Raw genomic sequence first — 19,349 nt, 5'->3', positions numbered from 1 at the left:
GTTCGGCGCGCGGCGGACACCCGCTGGAACCAATAGGGTGAGCGCGAATGCCAGTGCCGCGGATACCGGGATCAGTACTGGTGCGCGTGTTGCCGGCGGTGGCGCGGCATTGAAGCCGAATCACGTCGCCGGTGCCAGTGGCACGATCGGAAACCCGATGCGCGGTCGGCGGAAAAGCGTTTCACCCGTAGCCGGGCCGCGCGTAACCGAGGTACGTTCGAGTCGTCTTCAACCGCTTTCCGGGGAACGACGCTCGACCGCGCGGTGGTCGTGGGCCGCACTGCTTTCGTCCGGGAACCGACTCGAATTCTCGCGAGCGGAAGAGGTGACCCGATGGGTGGGAAAATGGCGCGCGCGGACGACCGGATCGCGATCATCGGAATGTCCTGCCGGCTGCCCCAGGCGCCGGACCCGGCCGCGTTCTGGCGGCTGCTGCGCGACGGCCGTGACGCGATCACCACCCCGCCACCCGGACGCGCGGGCGAGCTGCCCGCGGGCTTCCTCGACGAGGTCGACGCGTTCGACGCGGCGTTCTTCGGCATCTCGCCCCGCGAGGCCGCCGCGATGGATCCGCAGCAGCGGCTGGCGCTGGAACTGGCGTGGGAGGCGTTGGAGGACGCGCGGGTCGTCCCCGGCGCGCACGCGGGCGGCCGGGTCGGCGTGTTCCTCGGCGCGACCTGGGACGACTACGCGACCCTCAGCTACCCGGCGCACGTCACCCCGCACACCATGACCGGCACGAACCGGGGTGTGATCGCCAACCGCGTGTCGCACTTCCTCGGCCTGCGCGGCCCCAGCCTGACCGTGGACGCGGCGCAGTCGTCCGCGCTGGTCGCGGTGCACCTGGCGGTGCAGAGCCTGCGCCGGGGCGAGTCGTCGCTGGCGCTGGCGGGCGGGGTGAACCTCAACCTGGCCGCGGGCCGCGAGGCGAGCGGGGTCGAGTTCGGCGGGCTGTCCCCGGACGGCCGCAGCCGCACCTTCGCCGCCGACGCCAACGGGTTCGGCCGCGGTGAGGGCGGCGGCGTGGTCGTGCTGAAACCGCTGGCCCAGGCCCTCGCGGACGGCGACCGGGTGCACGCGGTGATCCTCGGCAGCGCGCTGAACAACGACGGCCCCACCCGCAGCCTCACCGTGCCGAGCCCGGACGCGCAGGCGCAGGTCATCCGGGACGCCTTGGCCGACGCCGACGTCCGCCCGGACGAGGTGCAGTACGTGGAGCTGCACGGCACCGGCACGCCGGTCGGCGACCCGGTCGAAGCGGCCGGGCTGGGCGCCGCGCACGCCGGCCGCGCGACCGAGCTGCTGGTCGGGTCGGCGAAGACCAACGTCGGCCACCTGGAGGGCGCGGCGGGCGTCGTCGGCCTGCTGAAGGCCGTGCTGAGCATCCGCCACCGGGCCCTGCCCGCCAGCCTGCACCACGTCACGCCCCATCCGGACATCCCGTTCACCGAGCTGAAGCTGCGGGTCCAGACCGAGCTGACCGCGTGGCCGCGCGCCGACCGGCCGCTGATCGCCGGGGTGTCGGCCTTCGGGATGGGCGGCACGAACGCGCACGTGGTGGTCGCCGAAGCGCCGGACCGGAGCCAGGTCGGGCCGGCGGGCGGGTCGGGCGCAGGATCCGATGCCGGGTCGGGCGTGGCGTCCGGTGCAGCGTCGGGTGCGGCGTCAGATGCGGGGTCGGATGCGGGGTCAGGTGTGACCGGTGCGGCCTCCGGTGTGGTGCCGTGGGTGCTGTCGGGGAAGAGCGAGCAGGCGTTGCGCGCCCAGGCCCAGCGGCTGCGGGACCACCTGGGCGACCACCCCGGGCTGACCCCGGCCGAGGTCGGTCACGCGTTGGCGACCACGCGCACGCACTTCGCCCACCGCGCCGTGCTCCTGGGCCGGACGCCGCTGACCGCGCTCGCCGCGGGTCGTCCCGCGCCCGACCTGGTCACGGGCCGGGCCGCCGACCCGGGCCGGGCGGCGTTCGTGTTCCCAGGCCAAGGCGCGCAGTGGGTCGGCATGGGCCGCGAGCTCTACGCGTCCGAGCCGGTCTTCCGCGAGTCCATCGACGCTTGCGCCGCCGCGCTCGCGCCCCACACCGACTGGTCGCTGGTCGACGTGCTGCTAGGGGACGCGCTGGACCGGGTCGACGTGGTGCAGCCCGCGCTGTTCGCGGTGATGGTGTCGCTGGCGGCGCTGTGGCGGGCGCACGGCGTCGAACCGGACGCGGTGGTCGGCCATTCCCAAGGCGAAATCGCCGCCGCGCACGTCGCGGGCGCATTGTCGTTGGCCGACGCGGCCCGCGTGGTGGCGTTGCGCAGCCGTGCCCTGGTGGCCTTGGCCGGACAGGGCGGAATGATTTCGGTCACACTTCCGGTCGATGTGGCCGAGCAATTCGTGGCGCGCTGGGACGGCCGTTTGACCGTCGCGGTTGTGAATGCGCCCGGCGCGGTGGTGGTGTCCGGTTCACCGGCTGAGCTGGCCGAGTTGTCGGCCGCGTGCGCGGCGGAGGGCATTCGGGCGCGCGCCATTCCGGTGGATTACGCCGCCCATTCGGCGCAGGTGTCGGCCATTCGCCGACGGCTGCTGGACGACCTCGCCGACGTGCGGCCGCGGTCGGGTGAGGTGCCGTTCTACTCGGCGGTCACCGGTGGCCTGCTCGACACCGCCGCCCTCGACGCCGACTACTGGTATCGCAACCTGCGCGAGCCGGTCCGGTTCGACCTGGCCACCACCGCGCTGGTCGACGCGGGCCATGACGTGCTCATCGAGGTGAGCCCGCACCCGGTGCTGACGCCCGCGCTGGACGTCGTGGTCGCCACCGGCACCTTGCGGCGCGACCACGGCGGCCGGGACGAGTTCCTGACCGCGTTGGGCCGGGTGTTCGCGGCGGGCGGGCACGTCGACTTCACACCCGCGTTCCCGGCGGACGTCCGGCCCGTCGACCTGCCGACCTACGCGTTCCAGCGCCGCCGGTACTGGCTGGGCGACAGCGACGTCACGCCCGTGCCCGCCGAACCGTCGGCCGATCCCGCCGAGCAGGTCACCGCCGCCATCGCGGCCGTGCTCGGGCACGCCGACACCGCCGACCTCGACCCCACGCTCACGTTCAAGGACCTCGGTTTCGACTCGGTCATGGGCGTCGCGTTGCGCGACCGCATCAACAACGCGCTGGGCCTGCGGCTGTCGTCCGGCCTGATCTACGACCACCCGACGCCGGCGGACCTGCTGGCGCACCTGCGCGACGGCGCGGTGGACGCGCCGGAAGTCGCCGCCGCGGTGGCCGACGACCCGATCGTGATCGTGGGCATGGGCTGCCGCTTCCCCGGCGGCGTGACCTCACCGGACGACCTGTGGCGGCTGGTCACGGCCGAGGTCGACGCGATCGGCGACTTCCCGACCGACCGCGGCTGGGACCTGGGCCGGCTGTACGACCCGGAGCTGCGCAGCGGCGGCACGAGCGCCGTCGGTCGAGGCGGGTTCCTGGCGGACGCGGGCGGGTTCGACGCCGGGTTCTTCGGCATCTCGCCGCGCGAGGCCGTGGCGATGGACCCGCAGCAACGCCTGGTGCTGGAGACGGCGTGGGAGACGTTCGAGCACGCGGGGATCGACCCGACGTCGTTGCACGGCAGCCGGACCGGGGTGTTCACCGGCATCTGGTCCTCGGGGTACGCGGTCGGCACGCCGGTGCCCGAGGACGTGGAGGGCTACCTGGTCACCGGCACGGCGACCAGCGTGACGTCCGGGCGCGTCGCCTACCACCTCGGCCTGCGCGGACCGGCGCTGTCGGTCGACACGGCCTGCTCGTCGTCGTTGGTCGCGATCCACCTGGCGGCGCAGGCGCTGCGGTCGGGGGAGTGCGACCTGGCGCTGGCCGGCGGCGTCACGGTCATGGCGACGCCGGTCATCTTCACCGAGTTCTCCCGCCAGCGCGGGCTCGCGCCGGACGGGCGCAGCAAGCCGTTCTCCTCCTCCGCCGACGGCACGAGTTGGGGCGAGGGCGCGGGTCTGGTGCTGCTGGAGCGGTTGTCGGACGCACGTCGGCGTGGCCACCGGGTGTTGGCGGTCGTGGCGGGGTCGGCGGTGAACTCCGACGGCGCTTCCAACGGCCTGACCGCGCCGAACGGGCCGTCCCAGGAACGGGTCATCCGCCAGGCCCTGGCGAACGCGGGCCTGGCACCGTCCGATGTGGACGCCGTCGAGGCACACGGCACGGGCACGACGTTGGGCGACCCGATCGAGGCCCGGGCGTTGCTGGCCACCTACGGCCAGGAACGGTCCCGATCGCTGTGGCTGGGTTCGGTCAAGTCCAACATCGGCCACACTCAGGCGGCGGCGGGTGTCGCGGGTGTGATCAAGATGGTGCTGGCCCTGCGGCACGGCCGGTTGCCCAAGACCCTGCACGTGGCCGAGCCGACACCGCACGTGGACTGGACGGCGGGGGACATCCGCCTGCTCACCGAGTCCTCGGACTGGCCCGAGACCGGACGGCCCCGGCGCGCGGCCGTGTCCGCGTTCGGCATCAGCGGCACCAACGCCCACCTCGTGCTCCAGCAGTCGCCGGACGAGGCGGAGGCGGTGGTCGGCGAGGACCGGGCCGCGCCGTGGCTCGTGACCGCGAAGACCGAGGCGGCCCTGCACGCCCAGGTGGAACGGCTGCGCGAGTTCGCGCGCACCCACCCGGACGTGCCGGCCGCCGCCATCGCCGCCGAACTCGGGGGCCGAGCCCGGTTCCGCCATCGCGCCGTGCTGGTCGGCGCGGACCACGCCGAACTGGTCACCACCCCGCCGGTCACGATCGGCAAGTCGGTGTTCGTGTTCCCGGGTCAGGGTGCGCAGTGGGTGGGGATGGGGCGCGATCTGTACGCGTCGGAGCCGGTGTTCCGTGAGGCGGTGGACGCGTGTGAGCGTGCCTTGGCTCCGCATGTGGACTGGTCGTTGGTCGAGGTCTTGACGGGTGGCCTGCTGGACCGGGTCGATGTGGTGCAGCCGGCGTTGTTCGCGATGATGGTCTCCCTGGCGGCGTTGTGGCGTTCTTATGGCGTCGAGCCGGATGCTGTGGTGGGGCATTCGCAGGGTGAGATCGCGGCGGCGTACGTGGCTGGGGCGTTGTCGTTGGACGACGCGGCCCGTGTGGTGGCGTTGCGCAGCAGGGCTCTGGTCGCGATCAGCGGTCAGGGTGGCATGGTGTCGGTGTCGTTGCCGCCGGACTCGGAGTTGCTGTCACGATGGGGCGACCGGCTGACGGTCGCGGTGGTGAACTCGGCGTCCACAGTGGTCGTGTCGGGCGAACCGACGGCGCTGCACGAACTGGTGCAGCTGTGCGAACGCGAGGGTGTGCAGGCCCGGCGAATCCCGGTGGACTACGCGGCGCACTCGGCGCAGGTCGAGGCGGTCCGGGAACAGTTGCTCGCCGACCTGGCGGACATCACCCCCCTGCCGGCGCGGATTCCGTTCTACTCGACCGTGACGGACGGGTTGGTCGAGTCCGTCGATGCGGCCTACTGGTATCGGAACCTGCGCGAGCCGGTCCGGTTCGACCGAGCCGTCGAGGCGTTGACGCAGGCCGGGCATGACGTGTTCATCGAGGTCAGCCCGCACCCGGTGTTGACACCGGCGCTGGAGGTCACGGTCGCCACCGGCACCCTGCGTCGTGACCAGCCCGACTTCACCGCCGCTGCCGCACGGCTGTTCGTGGCGGGCGTGGACGTCGACTGGTCGTCCGTCCTGCCGCCGGCCGGTGGCGTGGACCTGCCGACCTACGCCTTCCAGCACGAGCCGTACTGGCTCACTGCCGCCGCGCCCGCGACGGACCCGTGGCGCTACGAGGTCACCTGGACACCGGTCACGCCCACGTCGACTCCCGCCGGCCGGTGGCTGGTTCTGCGCCCGGACGACGGACACGCGTGGGCCGACGCAGCGGTGGAGGCGTTGCGTGACAGCGGTGTCGACGTGGTCGACACGGCCGACCGGGTCGACGGCGTGCTGTCGTTCCTGGCGCTGGACGAGTCACCCCACCCCGACCACCCGGCCCTGACCGTCGGCCTCGCGCGGACCATCGACGCGGTGCGCGAGCTGGACGCGCCGCTGTGGTGCGTGACGCGCGGCGCGTTCGGCGACCGTCCCCTCCAGGCGCTGGCGTGGGGGATGGGCACGTCGGCCGCGCTGGAGTTCCCCGACCGGTGGGGCGGGCTGGTCGACGTGCCGGCCACCCCGGACGCGCCGGCCGTGCGCCGCCTGCTCGCCGTGCTCGGCGGCCGGGAGGACCAGGTGTCGATCCGCGCGGACGGCGTGTTCGCCCGCAGGCTGCGCCGGGCCGGGCCGATCCCACCGGTTCGGACGTGGCGGCCGGAGGGCACCACCCTCGTCACCGGTGGCACGGGTGCGCTCGGCGCTCGGGTGGCGCGCTGGCTCGCCGGGCAGGGTGCCGAGCACCTGGTCCTGGTCAGCCGCGGCGGGCCGGACGCTCCGGGTGCGGCCGAGCTGCACGACGAACTGACCGCCTCCGGGACCCGGGTCACGATCGCCGCCTGCGACGTGGCGGACCGGGCCGCGCTGGCGGCGTTGCTCGACGAGGTCGGCGACGTGCGGTCGGCGTTCCACACGGCGGGCGTGATCAGGTCCGGTCGGCTGGCCGACGACGACGTGGCCGGGTTCGCCGACGTGATCACGGCCAAGGTCGCCGGCGCGACGCACCTCGCCGACCTGCTGCCCGACCTGGACGCGCTGGTCCTGTTCTCGTCCACGGCCGGTGTCTGGGGTGACGGGCACGGTGCGGCCTACGCGGCGGGCAACGCGTTCCTCGACGCCCTCGCCGCACGGCACCGCGCCCGGGGCAGGGCGACCACGTCGGTGGCGTGGGGCATCTGGGCCGAGGGCGGCATGGCCGCGTTGGAGTCGGTGCAGCGGCAACGGCGACTGCTCGGCCTGGGCGAGATGCCGTCCGGGCGGGCGCTGGCCGCGTTGCGGGACGTGCTCGACCAGGACGTGCCGCACGCCGTGGTCACCCCGGTCGACTGGGCGCGGTTCGCGCCCGCGTTCACCCGCGTGCGGCCGAGCGGGCTGCTCGCGGACCTGCCCGAAGCCCAGGTCCGGGAGGAACCGGTCGAGCCGGGCGTGACGTCCGGCGTCGACGTGCTCGACGTGATCGCCACGCACACGGCCGCCGTGCTGGGGCACACCTCGCCGGAGGCGATCGACACCGGCCGCGCGTTCAAGGACCTCGGGTTCGACTCGTTGACCGCCGTCGACCTGCGCAACCGCCTCACCGCCGCGTTGGGCCGACGGCTTCCGTCCACGCTGGTCTTCGACCACCCGACGCCCGAACGGCTCGCCGCGCACCTGCGCGGGGACGGCGCGCCGGCGACGCCGGTGCCTGCGGTGGCGACGGACGAGCCGATCGCGATCGTCGGCATGGGCTGCCGGTTCCCCGGCGGGGTCGAGTCGCCGGACGACCTGTGGCGGCTGGTGTCCGAGGGCGTGGACGCCATCGGCGGGTTCCCCGCCGACCGGGGGTGGGACCTGGACCGGCTGTTCGACCCCACTTCGACCCGGCCGCGCACGTCCTCGACCCGGCACGGCGGGTTCCTGGCCGACCCCGCGGGCTTCGACGCCGCGTTCTTCGGGATCTCGCCGCGTGAGGCTTTGGCGATGGACCCGCAGCAGCGGGTGTTGTTGGAGACGGCGTGGGAGACGTTCGAGCACGCCGGGATCGACCCGACATCGTTGCAGGGCAGTCGGACGGGCGTCTTCACCGGGATCTGGTCCACCGGCTACGCCGCCGGGCCCGTTCCCGACGACCTGGAGGGCTACCAGGTCACCGGGACGGCGACCAGCATCGGCTCGGGCCGGCTGTCCTACCTGCTCGGACTGGTCGGACCGGCGTTGTCCCTGGACACCGGGTGCTCGTCGTCGCTGGTCGCGCTGCACCTGGCCGCGCAGGCGCTGCGGTCCGGCGAGTGCGACCTGGCGCTGGCCGGCGGCGTCACGGTCAACGCCACGCCGTCGTTGTTCACCGAGATGTCACGGCAGGGCGCGAGCGCGCCGGACGGCCGCAGCAAGTCCTTCGCCGCTGCCGCAGACGGGGCCGGGTGGGCCGAGGGCGCGGGTCTGCTGCTGCTGGAACGCCTGTCCGACGCCCGCCGCAACGGTCACCACGTTCTGGCGGTCGTGCGGGGGACCGCCGTCAACCAGGACGGCGCTTCGAACGGTCTGACCGCGCCCAATGGTCCGTCTCAGGAGCGGGTGATTCGTCAGGCTTTGGCGAACGCCGGCCTGTCGCCGTCCGATGTGGACGCTGTCGAGGCGCATGGCACGGGTACGACGTTGGGTGATCCGATCGAGGCCCAGGCTCTCCTGGCGACTTATGGCGCGGACCGTGCGGAGCCGTTGTGGTTGGGGTCGGTGAAGTCGAACATCGGCCACACGCAGGCAGCCGCAGGCGCGGCCGGTGTGATCAAGATGGTGATGGCGCTGCGACACGGCGTGCTGCCCAAGACCCTGCACGTGGACGAGCCCACGCCGCACGTGGACTGGACGGCGGGGAACGTCCGGCTGCTGACCGACTCCGCCGCCTGGCCGGACACGGACCGTCCCCGGCGAGCGGCCGTGTCGGCGTTCGGCATCAGCGGCACCAACGCGCACACGATCATCGAACAGGCACCGGAGGACGTGCGACCGGTGGACACCGAGCAGCTGTGGCTGCTGTCGGCCCGGACACCGGAAGCGTTGCGCGAGCAGGCACGCCGGCTGCGGGACTTCCTCACCGAGCACCCGGGGGAGAACGACGAGATCGGACGCGTGCTGGCTGGTCGGACGCGGTTCGATCACCGTGCGGTGGTGTTGGACCCGGCTGGTCTGGGTGCGTTGGCGGAGGGTCGTGAGCATCCGGGGTTGGTGACGGGCACGGCGTCGACGTTGAACAAGTCGGTGTTCGTGTTCCCGGGTCAGGGTGCGCAGTGGGTTGGCATGGGGCGTGATCTCTACGCGTCGGAGCCGGTGTTCCGTGAGGCGGTGGATGCGTGTGAGCGTGCCTTGGCTCCGCACGTGGAGTGGTCGTTGGTCGAGGTTTTGAGTGGCGGGTCGTTGGATCGCGTGGACGTGGTGCAGCCGGCGTTGTTCGCGATGATGGTGTCTTTGGCGGCGTTGTGGCGTTCTCGTGGTGTTGAGCCGGATGCTGTGGTGGGGCATTCGCAGGGTGAGATCGCGGCGGCGTACGTGGCCGGGGCGTTGTCGTTGGACGACGCGGCGCGAGTGGTCGCTCTGCGTAGCAGGGCTTTGGTCGCGATCAGCGGTCAGGGTGGCATGGTGTCGGTGTCGTTGCCGCCGGACGCCGAACTGTTGTCGCGGTGGGGTGATCGGCTGAGCGTTGCGGTGGTGAACTCGGCGTCCACGGTGGTGGTGTCGGGCGAGCCTGGCGCGTTGGACGAGTTGGTGGAGCTGTGTGAACGCGAGGGTGTGCAGGCCCGGCGGATCCCGGTGGACTACGCGGCGCACTCGGCGCAGGTCGAGGCGGTCCGGGAACAGCTGCTCGCCGACCTGGCGGACATCACCCCCCTGCCGGCGCGGGTTCCGTTCTACTCGACCGTGACGGACGGGTTGGTCGGATCGGTCGATGCCGCCTACTGGTACCGCAACCTGCGTGAACCGGTCCGGTTCGATCGGGCGGTCGAGGCGTTGACGCGGGCCGGGCATGACGTGGTCATCGAGGTCAGCCCGCACCCGGTGCTGACGCCCGCGTTGGACGTCACGGTCGCCACCGGCACGCTCCGCCGCGACCGGAGCGACTTCCGCAACGCGCTCGCCGCCCTGGTCGTCAACGGCGTCGAGCTGCCCCGCCCGGCACCGGGCCGACTCGCGCTGCCGACCTACCCGTTCCAGCGCACCCACTACTGGCTCACGCCGAGCACCGCGGACTCCGCGCTGGGCCACCCACTGCTGGACGCCTCCGTGGACCTGCCGGACGACCAGGGCTCGGTGCTCACCGGACGCCTGTCGACCCGCACGCACCCGTGGCTGGCCGACCACGCCGTCAACGGGACCGTGCTGCTGCCCGGGACGGCGTTCGTGGAGCTGGCCGCCGAGGCCGGACGTGCCGCGGGCTGCCCGGTGGTGGCCGACCTGGTGCTGCACGTGCCGCTGACCGTGACCGAACGCCCCACGCACGTGCAGGTGTCCGTCGCCGCGCCGGACGCCGCAGGCCGCCGAACGGTCACCGTGCACTCGCGAGCCGACGGCGAGTGGGTCCGGCACGCGTCCGGCACGCTCGACCACGCCAGGCCCTCGGCCGGGTCGACGTGGGAACCGACGGGTCAGCGGGTCGACCCGGACGGCTTCTACGACCACCTCGCCGGCCTCGGCTACGAGTACGGCCCGGCGTTCCGGGGTGTGCGGGCGCTGTGGCACGGCGACGACGAGGTCTTCGCCGAGGTGCAGGTGCCCGACGCCGGCAGGTTCGGCCTGCACCCGGCCCTGCTCGACGCCGCGCTGCAACCGGTGATCCTGCTGCACCCGGACAGCCGCGTGCGCCTGCCGTTCTCCCTCGCCGGCGTCGCCGTGCACGCCACGGGAGCCGCGACGGTCCGCGTCCACCTCGCCCGCAGGGGACCGGACGCCTTCGCGGTCGCGTTGACCGACCCGACCGGCGCGCCGGTGGCCACGATCGACGCGCTGACCGTGCGCCCGGCCACCGGCGCGACGACGACGCTCCTGCGCACCGAATGGGTGCCGCTGGTGGAGTCCGAGCCGACCCCGGTCCGCGTCGCGCCGCTCCTGTCCGGGGCGGAGGACGCCGAGTCCGTGCACGACCTCACCCGGCGGGCACTCGCGCTGGTGCAGGAGTTCCTGGCGTCCGACGAGCCCGCGCGCCTGGTCGTGCCGACCAACGACGACCCGGCCGGTGCGGCGGTGCGAGGGCTCGTCCGCAGTGCCGCCGCCGAGCACCCCGGCCGGTTCGTGGCGGTCGAGCTGGACCGGGACGTGCCGGTGGCGCGGGTGGCGGACGCGGCGGCCGTGGCGGGTGACGAGGTCGAGCTGGCGGTCCGGGGCGACGAGGTCGTGGTGCCGCGGCAGGTCCCGTTCACGCCGCGGCCGTCGTCGGTCGACGGCGCGTGGCGGCTGGTGGAGCCCGGCACCGGGAGCCTGGACGACCTGGAGTTCGCCGAGGTGGCCGAGCCGCCGCTGGAACCGGGCCAGGTGCGGCTCGGCGTGAGTGCGGCGGGGCTGAACTTCCGGGACGTGCTCATCGCGTTGGGCATGTACCCGGACGAGGCGTTGTTGGGCGGTGAGGCGGCGGGCACGGTCCTCGAAGTCGGGCCCGGCGTCACCCGGTGGCAGGTCGGCGACCGGGTGGTGGGGCTCGCCTCCGGCACGTTCGGGCCGCGGGTCGTCGCCGACCGGCGGCTGCTCGCCCCGGTCCCGGAGGGTTGGTCGTTCGCGCAGGCCGCGGCGGTGCCGGTGGCGTTCCTGACCGCGTGGCACGGGCTGGTGGACCTGGGCCGGGTCCGGCCGGGCGACCGGGTGCTGGTCCACTCCGGCGCGGGTGGCGTGGGCATGGCGGCGGTCCAGCTGGCCCGGCACCTGGGCGCGGAGGTGTTCGCCACGGCGAGCCCGCGCAAGTGGGACGCCCTGCGGGAGCTCGGCCTGGCCGACGACCACCTCGCGTCGTCGCGCACGCTGGAGTTCGAGCAGCGGTTCCCGCGCGTGGACGTGGTGCTGAACTCGTTGGCCGGTGAGTTCACCGACGCGTCGTTGCGCCTGCTCGCGCCCGGTGGTCGGTTCGTGGAGATGGGCAAGACCGACGTCCGCGCCCCGGAGGGCGTGGACTACCGGGCGTTCGACCTCAACGACGCCGACCCCGCCCACCTGGGTGACGTGCTGGCGAAGGTGTTGCGGCTGTTCGAGGACGGTGTGCTGCGGTTGCCGCCCGTCGCGACCCACGACGTGCGGCGGGCCGTGGACGCGTTCCGGCTGATGAGCCAGGCCGGGCACGTCGGCAAGCTGGTGCTCACCGTGCCGCGACCCGCCGACGGCACCGTGCTGATCACCGGCGGCACGGGCACGCTCGGCCGGGCCTTGGCGGCGCACCTCGTCGCGCGGCACGGCGTGCGGCGGCTGGTGCTGGCGAGCCGCAGCGGTGGTGAAGCGCCGGAGCTGGACGCGGACGTGCGCGTCGTCGCGTGTGACGTGTCCGATCGGGAGCAGGTCGCGGCGCTGGTGGCGTCGATCCCCGACCTGACGACGGTGGTGCACGCGGCCGGCGTGCTGGACGACGCGGTGGTGCAAGGGCTCACGCCCGACCAGCTCGCGGACGTGCTGCGGCCCAAGGTCGACGGCGCCTGGCACCTGCACGAACTGACCACCGACCTGGACGCGTTCGTGCTCTTCTCCGCCGCCGCGGGCGTCCTCGGCAACGCCGGACAGGCCAACTACGCGGCGGCCAACGCCTACCTCGACGCCCTGGCACGGCACCGGCACGCCCTCGGCCTGCCCGCCGTCTCGATGGCGTGGGGCCACTGGGCCGAGGCGTCCGGCATGACCGCGCACCTCACCGCGACCGACAAGGAGCGCTTCGCCCGCGCCGGCATCGCGCCGATGACCACCGAGCACGCGTTGGCGCTGTTCGACGCCGCCTTGGCGAGCGGTCAGCCCGCCGTGACGACCGCGCACCTGACCACTCGCACGCCTCGCGCGCTCCCGCCGCCCGCCGCGCCCGAGGCCGACCTGTTGTCCCTGGTCACGGCCCACACCACGGCCGTGCTCGGGCACACCGACACGTCCGCGATCAAGCCCCGGCTGGCCTTCCGGGACCTGGGGTTCGACTCGCTGACCGCCGTGGAGCTGCGCAACCGGCTCGCCACGGCCACCGGCCTGCGGCTGCCCGCGACGCTCGTCTTCGACCACCCCACCCCCGCGGAGTTGGCCGAGCACCTGAGGCTGGAACTGTCGGGCACGCGTGCCGCTGTCGTCGAGCCGGTCGTGCGCGCGGTGGATGACGACCCGATCGTGATCGTGGGCATGGGCTGCCGGTTGCCGGGCGGGGTCGGGTCGCCGGACGACCTGTGGCGGCTGGTGTCGGACGGCGTGGACGCCATCACGGACTTCCCGACCGATCGAGGCTGGGACCTGGACCGCCTCTACCACCCCGATCCGGACCACCCCGCGACCAGCTACACCCGTTCCGGTGGGTTCCTGACCGACGCGGCCGGGTTCGACGCGGACTTCTTCGGGATCTCGCCGCGCGAGGCGTTGGCGATGGACCCGCAGCAACGGGTGCTCCTGGAGACGGCGTGGGAGACCATCGAGCACGCCGGCATCGACCCGACGTCGTTGCGGGGCAGCCTGACCGGTGTGTTCACCGGGCTGTGGTCGTCCGGGTACGGGGGTGTGGTCGACCAGGCCCCGCGGGACGCCGAGGGATACCTGGCGACCGGCATCTCACCGAGCGTCACGTCCGGCCGCGTCGCTTACCTGCTCGGGTTGCGCGGCCAGGCCGTGTCGGTCGACTCCGCGTGTTCGTCGTCGTTGGTGGCGATGCACCTGGCGGCGCAGGCGTTGCGGTCGGGGGAGTGCGACCTGGCGCTGGCCGGTGGCGTGACGGTGATCGTGAATCCGTTGGGGTTCACCGAGTTCTCGCGGCAGCGCGGCCTGGCCGCCGACGGCCGCTGCAAGCCGTTCTCCGCCGCAGCCGACGGCACGAGCTGGGGTGAGGGCGCGGGCCTGGTCCTGTTGGAACGGCTGTCGGACGCTCGCCGCAACGGTCACCGGGTGTTGGCCGTCGTCCGGGGCAGCGCGGTGAACCAGGACGGCGCGTCGAACGGTCTGACCGCGCCCAATGGTCCGTCTCAGGAGCGGGTGATTCGTCAGGCTTTGGCGAGCGCCGGTTTGTCTCCGTCCGATGTGGATGCTGTCGAGGCGCATGGCACGGGTACGACGTTGGGTGACCCGATCGAGGCCCAGGCTCTCCTGGCGACTTATGGCGCGGACCGTGCGGAGCCGTTGTGGTTGGGGTCGGTGAAGTCGAACATCGGCCACACTCAGGCGGCGGCGGGTGTCGCGGGCGTGATCAAGATGGTGCTGGCACTCCAGCACGGCCGGTTGCCCAGGACGCTGCACGTGGACCAGCCGACACCGCACGTGGACTGGACGGCCGGAGCCGTGCGGTTGTTGACGGATGCCGTGCCGTGGCCCGCTGTCGACCGCCCGCGCCGGGCCGGTGTGTCGTCGTTCGGTGTGAGCGGCACGAACGCGCATGTGATCATCGAGCAGGCTCCTGCGACCGCTGTGGAGCCCGACGAGCCGGCCGGCCACACCCCGTGGGTGATCACGGGCAAGACCGCGCAGGCGCTGCGCGACCAGGCTCGCAGGTTGCGCCAGGTCGACGGCAGCGCTTCCGCCGTGGCCCGAGTGCTGGCTGGTCGGACGCGGTTCGATCACCGTGCGGTGGTGTTGGACCCGGCTGGTCTGGGTGCGTTGGCGGAGGGTCGTGAGCATCCGGGGTTGGTGACGGGCACGGCGTCGACGTTGAACAAGTCGGTGTTCGTGTTCCCGGGTCAGGGTGCGCAGTGGGTTGGCATGGGGCGTGATCTCTACGCGTCGGAGCCGGTGTTCCGTGAGGCGGTGGATGCGTGTGAGCGTGCCTTGGCTCCGCACGTGGAGTGGTCGTTGGTCGAGGTCTTGACCGGTGGTCCGCTGGACCGGGTCGATGTGGTGCAGCCCGCGTTGTTCGCGATGATGGTCTCCCTGGCGGCGTTGTGGCGGTCTTACGGCGTCGAGCCGGATGCTGTGGTGGGGCATTCGCAGGGTGAGATCGCGGCGGCGTACGTGGCCGGGGCGTTGTCGTTGGACGACGCGGCCCGTGTGGTGGCGTTGCGCAGCAGGGCTTTGGTCGCGATCAGCGGTCAGGGTGGCATGGTGTCGGTGTCGTTGCCGCCGGACGCCGAACTGTTGTCGCGGTGGGGCGACCGGTTGTCGATCGCGGTCGTCAACGCGGCGGACTCCGTGGTCGTGTCAGGCGAACCGGACGCGCTGGCCGAACTCGTAGCGGCGTGTGAGGCCGATGGCATCCGGGCCCGTGCCCTCCCGGTGGACTACGCGGCGCACTCGGCCCAGGTCGAGGCGATCCGGGAACAGCTGCTCGCCGACCTGGCGGACATCACCCCCCTGCCGACCCGCGTGCCGTTCTACTCCACGGTGACCGAGGGCTTGGTGGAGACGGTCGACGCCGCTTATTGGTACCGGAACCTGCGTGAGCCGGTGCGGTTCGATCGAGCCGTCGAGGCGTTGACGCAGGCCGGGCATGACGTGGTCGTCGAGGTCAGCCCGCACCCGGTGCTGACGCCCGCGTTGGACGTCACGGTCGCCACCGGCACGCTCCGCCGCGACCAGCCCGACTTCACCGCCGCTGCCGCACGGCTGTTCGTCGCGGGCGTGGACGTCGACTGGCCCGTGCCCGCCGCCGGTCACGCCGACCTGCCCACGTACCCGTTTCAGCACGAGCGCTTCTGGCTGGAACCCGTGCCGGGACCCGCGGACGTCACCGCGGCCGGTCTCGACCCGACCGACCACCCGCTGCTCGGCGCGGCCGTCGACCTCGCGGCGGGCGAGGGCGTCGTGCTTACCGGCCGGTTGTCGACGGCCACCCACCCGTGGTTGGCCGACCACGCGGTCCACGGCTCGGTGCTGCTGCCCGGCACCGGTTTCGTGGAGCTGGCCCTGCGGGCGGGCGCCCAGGTGGGCCGGCACGTGCTGGACGAGTTGCTGCTGGAAGCCCCGATGGTCCTGCCCGCTCAGGACGCCGTGCCGGTCCAGGTGGTGGTCGAGGGTGCGGCGGTCACCATCCACTCCCGGGTCGACGGCGACTGGGTGCGCAACGCCACCGGCACGCTCGGCGTCACGACACCGGCGTCACCCGCGCCGGCGTGGCCGTCGGAGGCACAGCCGGTCGACCTCGCCGGCTTCTACGACGACCTCGCGGCGCGCGGCTACGAGTACGGGCCGGCGTTCGAGGGCGTGCGGGCGGTGTGGCGGCACGGTGACGAGCTGTTCGCCGAGGTCGCCCTGGCCGGCTCGGACGGGTTCGACCTGCACCCGGCGTTGCTGGACGCGGCGTTGCAGCCGCTGGCGCTGGTCGCGGCGGGTCGGCTGCCGTTCTCGTTCGCCGGGGTCGCCGTGCTGCGGCCCGGCGTGTCGGCGGCCCGGGTCCACATCACCCCGACCGGACCGGAGACCTACCGGGTCCTGCTCTCCACCCCAGACGGCGAGCCGGTGGCGGTGGTGGACGCGGTGACCGTGCGGCCGATGACGGCGGACTTCCAGACCCGCGACCACCGGGTGTTCCGCCTCGACTGGGTTCCCGTCACGGCTTCGACGCAGGACACCGCCGTGCACCACGTGACCGGCGCGCCGGGAGCGGACCCGATCGAGGCCACGCACGCCGCGGTGGCCGAGGCGTTGGCCGCCGTCCAGGACTTCCTGCGCACGTCCGACGACGGGAGGCTGGCGATCGTCACGCGCGGCGCGGCCGGTCCGGGTGAGGTGACCGACCTGCCGGCGGCGGCCGTCTGGGGGTTGGTGCGGGCGGCCGAGACCGAGCACCCCGGCCGGTTCGCGCTGGTCGACGTGGACCACGACGGCGAGGTCCGGGTGCCGGCCGACGAGTTCCAGGTGGCGGTCCGCGATGGCCGGGTGCTCGCGCCCCGGCTCGACCGCGTGCCCGGGTCGGCGGTCGCGCTCGACCTGGACGGCACGGTGCTGATCACCGGCGGCACGGGCACCGTGGGCGTGCTGGTGGCCCGGCACCTGGTGGCCCGGCACGGCGTCCGCCGGCTGGTGCTGCTCAGCCGGGGTGGCGGTGAGGTGGCGATCGAGGGCGCGGACGTGCGCGTGGTCGCCTGCGACGTGACCGACCGGGCGGCGCTGGCCGACGTGCTCGCGACGATCCCCGACCTGCGCGCCGTCGTGCACGCGGCCGGTGTGCTGGACGACGCCGTGGTGACCTCGCTGACCCCGGAACGCCTGCACGCCGTGCTGCGGCCCAAGGTGGACGCCGCGTGGCACCTGCACGAGCTGACCCGTGACCTCGGGCTGGGTGCGTTCGTGCTGTTCTCCTCGGCGGCCGGGGTGCTCGGCGGGGCCGGCCAGGCCAACTACGCCGCCGCCAACGCGTTCCTGGACGCCCTCGCCGCCCACCGGCACGCCCTGGGCCTGCCCGCCGTGTCGCTGGCGTGGGGGCAGTGGGCGCAGACGAGCGGGCTGACCGCTCACCTGACCGACGCCGACCAGCGCAGGTTGGCGCGGTCCGGGATCGTGCCGATGTCGACGGAGCACGCGTTGGCGCTGTTCGACGCGGCGTTGGCCGACGGCGCCCCCGCGCTCGTGCCCGCACGGCTCGACCTCACCGCGCCGTCGTTGCGCGGGTTGACGCGGCGGGCGCGTCGGATCGCGGACACCGACCTGGCGCACCGGATCGCCTCGCTGGCCGAGGCCGACCAGCACGCCGTGGTGCTCGACCTGGTCGGCACGCACACGGCCGTGGTGCTGGGACGCACCGACGGGGTGGCCGCGCACCGGGCGTTCTCCGACCTCGGGTTCGACTCGCTGACGGCGGTGGAGCTGCGCAACCGGCTGGCCGGGGCGCTGGGCGTGAAGCTGCCCGCGACGCTGACGTTCGACCACCCGACGCCGAACGCGCTCGCGGCCCACCTGCGCGGACTGCTGCTCGGTCGGGAACGGCCGACCGTCGCGCCGGTCACCGTGGCCGCCGCGGACGACCCGGTCGTGGTGGTCGGCATGGGGTGCCGGTTCCCCGGCGGGGTCGGTTCGGCGGCGGAGCTGTGGCGGCTGGTCGCCGACGGCGTCGACGCGATCGGCGAGTTCCCGACCGATCGCGGGTGGGACCTGGACCGGCTGTACGACCCGGCGGGCGGGCCGGGCACCAGCTACACGCGATCGGGTGGGTTCCTGCGTGACGCGGCTCGGTTCGACGCGGCGTTCTTCGGGATCTCGCCGCGCGAGGCTTTGGCGATGGACCCGCAGCAGCGGGTGTTGTTGGAGACGGCGTGGGAGACCTTCGAGCACGCCGGGATCGACCCGACATCGTTGCAGGGCAGTCACACCGGCGTGTTCACCGGCATCTGGTCGTCCGGGTACGGCGGCGGGGCGCAGCCGTCCGATCTTGAGGGCTACCTGGCCACGGGCACGGCGACCAGCGTGACGTCGGGGCGGGTGTCGTACTTGTTGGGGTTGGAGGGGCCGGCGGTGTCGGTGGACACGGCGTGTTCGTCGTCGTTGGTGGCGATCCACTTGGCGGCGCAGGCGTTGCGGTCGGGGGAGTGCGACCTGGCGCTGGCCGGCGGCGTGACGGTGATGGCGACACCGTCCGGGTTCGTCGAGTTCTCGCGCCAGCGGGGTCTGGCGGCGGACGGGCGGATCAAGTCGTTCGCCGACGCGGCCGACGGCACCAGTTGGTCCGAGGGGGCCGGGTTGGTGCTGTTGGAACGGTTGTCGGACGCGCGTCGCAACGGTCATCGGGTGTTGGCGGTGGTGGCGGGGTCGGCGGTGAACCAGGACGGCGCGTCGAACGGTCTCACCGCGCCCAATGGTCCGTCGCAGGAGCGGGTGATCCGACAGGCTCTGGCGAACGCTGGTTTACGACCATCCGATGTGGACGCTGTCGAGGCGCACGGGACCGGTACGACGTTGGGTGATCCGATCGAGGCCCAGGCTCTGTTGGCCACTTATGGCGCGGATCGTGCGGAGCCGTTGTGGTTGGGGTCGGTGAAGTCGCACATCGGCCACACGCAGGCCGCCGCCGGGATCGCGGGCGTGCTCAAGATGATCATGGCGATGCGGCACGGCACGCTACCGCGCACGCTCCACGTCGACCGGCCCACCACGCACGTCGACTGGGAGGCGGGCGAGGTCCGGCTGCTCACCGAGCCGAGGCCGTGGCCCGCCGTCGACCGCCCGCGCCGGGCCGGGGTGTCGTCGTTCGGGATCAGCGGCACGAACGCGCACGTGATCCTCGAACACGTGCCCGCCGAGCCGGTGGAGGTGACCGAACCGGTGCCGTGGTTGTTGTCGGCGAAGTCGCCGCAGGCGGTGCGGGCGCAGGCACGGCGGTTGCGCGAGTTCGCGGACGACCCGGCGGTGGGTGCGGTGCTCGCGACCCGTGCTCGTCTGCCCTTCCGGGTCGCGCTCACCGACCGGGGCAGCCTGGCTGCCGACCTCGACGCCATCACCCGTGGTGACGCGCCGATCGGCGAGGCCGGCACCGGGAAGACGGCGTTCGTGTTCTCGGGTCAGGGTTCGCAGTGGCGTGGCATGGGGCGGCGGCTTTACGCCGCTTATCCGGTGTTCGCTGCGGCGTT

The 19,349-nt window shown here is 73.3% G+C and carries 1 protein-coding gene; it reads left to right on the top strand.

Going from position 1 to position 19,349, the window contains the following annotated elements:
• Positions 1 to 333: 333 nt before the first annotated feature.
• A partial coding sequence (locus ACIQMJ_RS33620) for an SDR family NAD(P)-dependent oxidoreductase (RefSeq protein ID WP_499765020.1) occupies positions 334 to 19,349 on the top strand: 19,016 nt, incomplete at its 3' end.

It is taken from the genome of Actinosynnema sp. NPDC091369 (assembly GCF_044757065.1).
In the GTDB taxonomy this organism is placed as follows: Bacteria; Actinomycetota; Actinomycetes; order Mycobacteriales; family Pseudonocardiaceae; genus Actinosynnema.
This window is presented reverse-complemented; position numbering and strand designations above follow the sequence as displayed.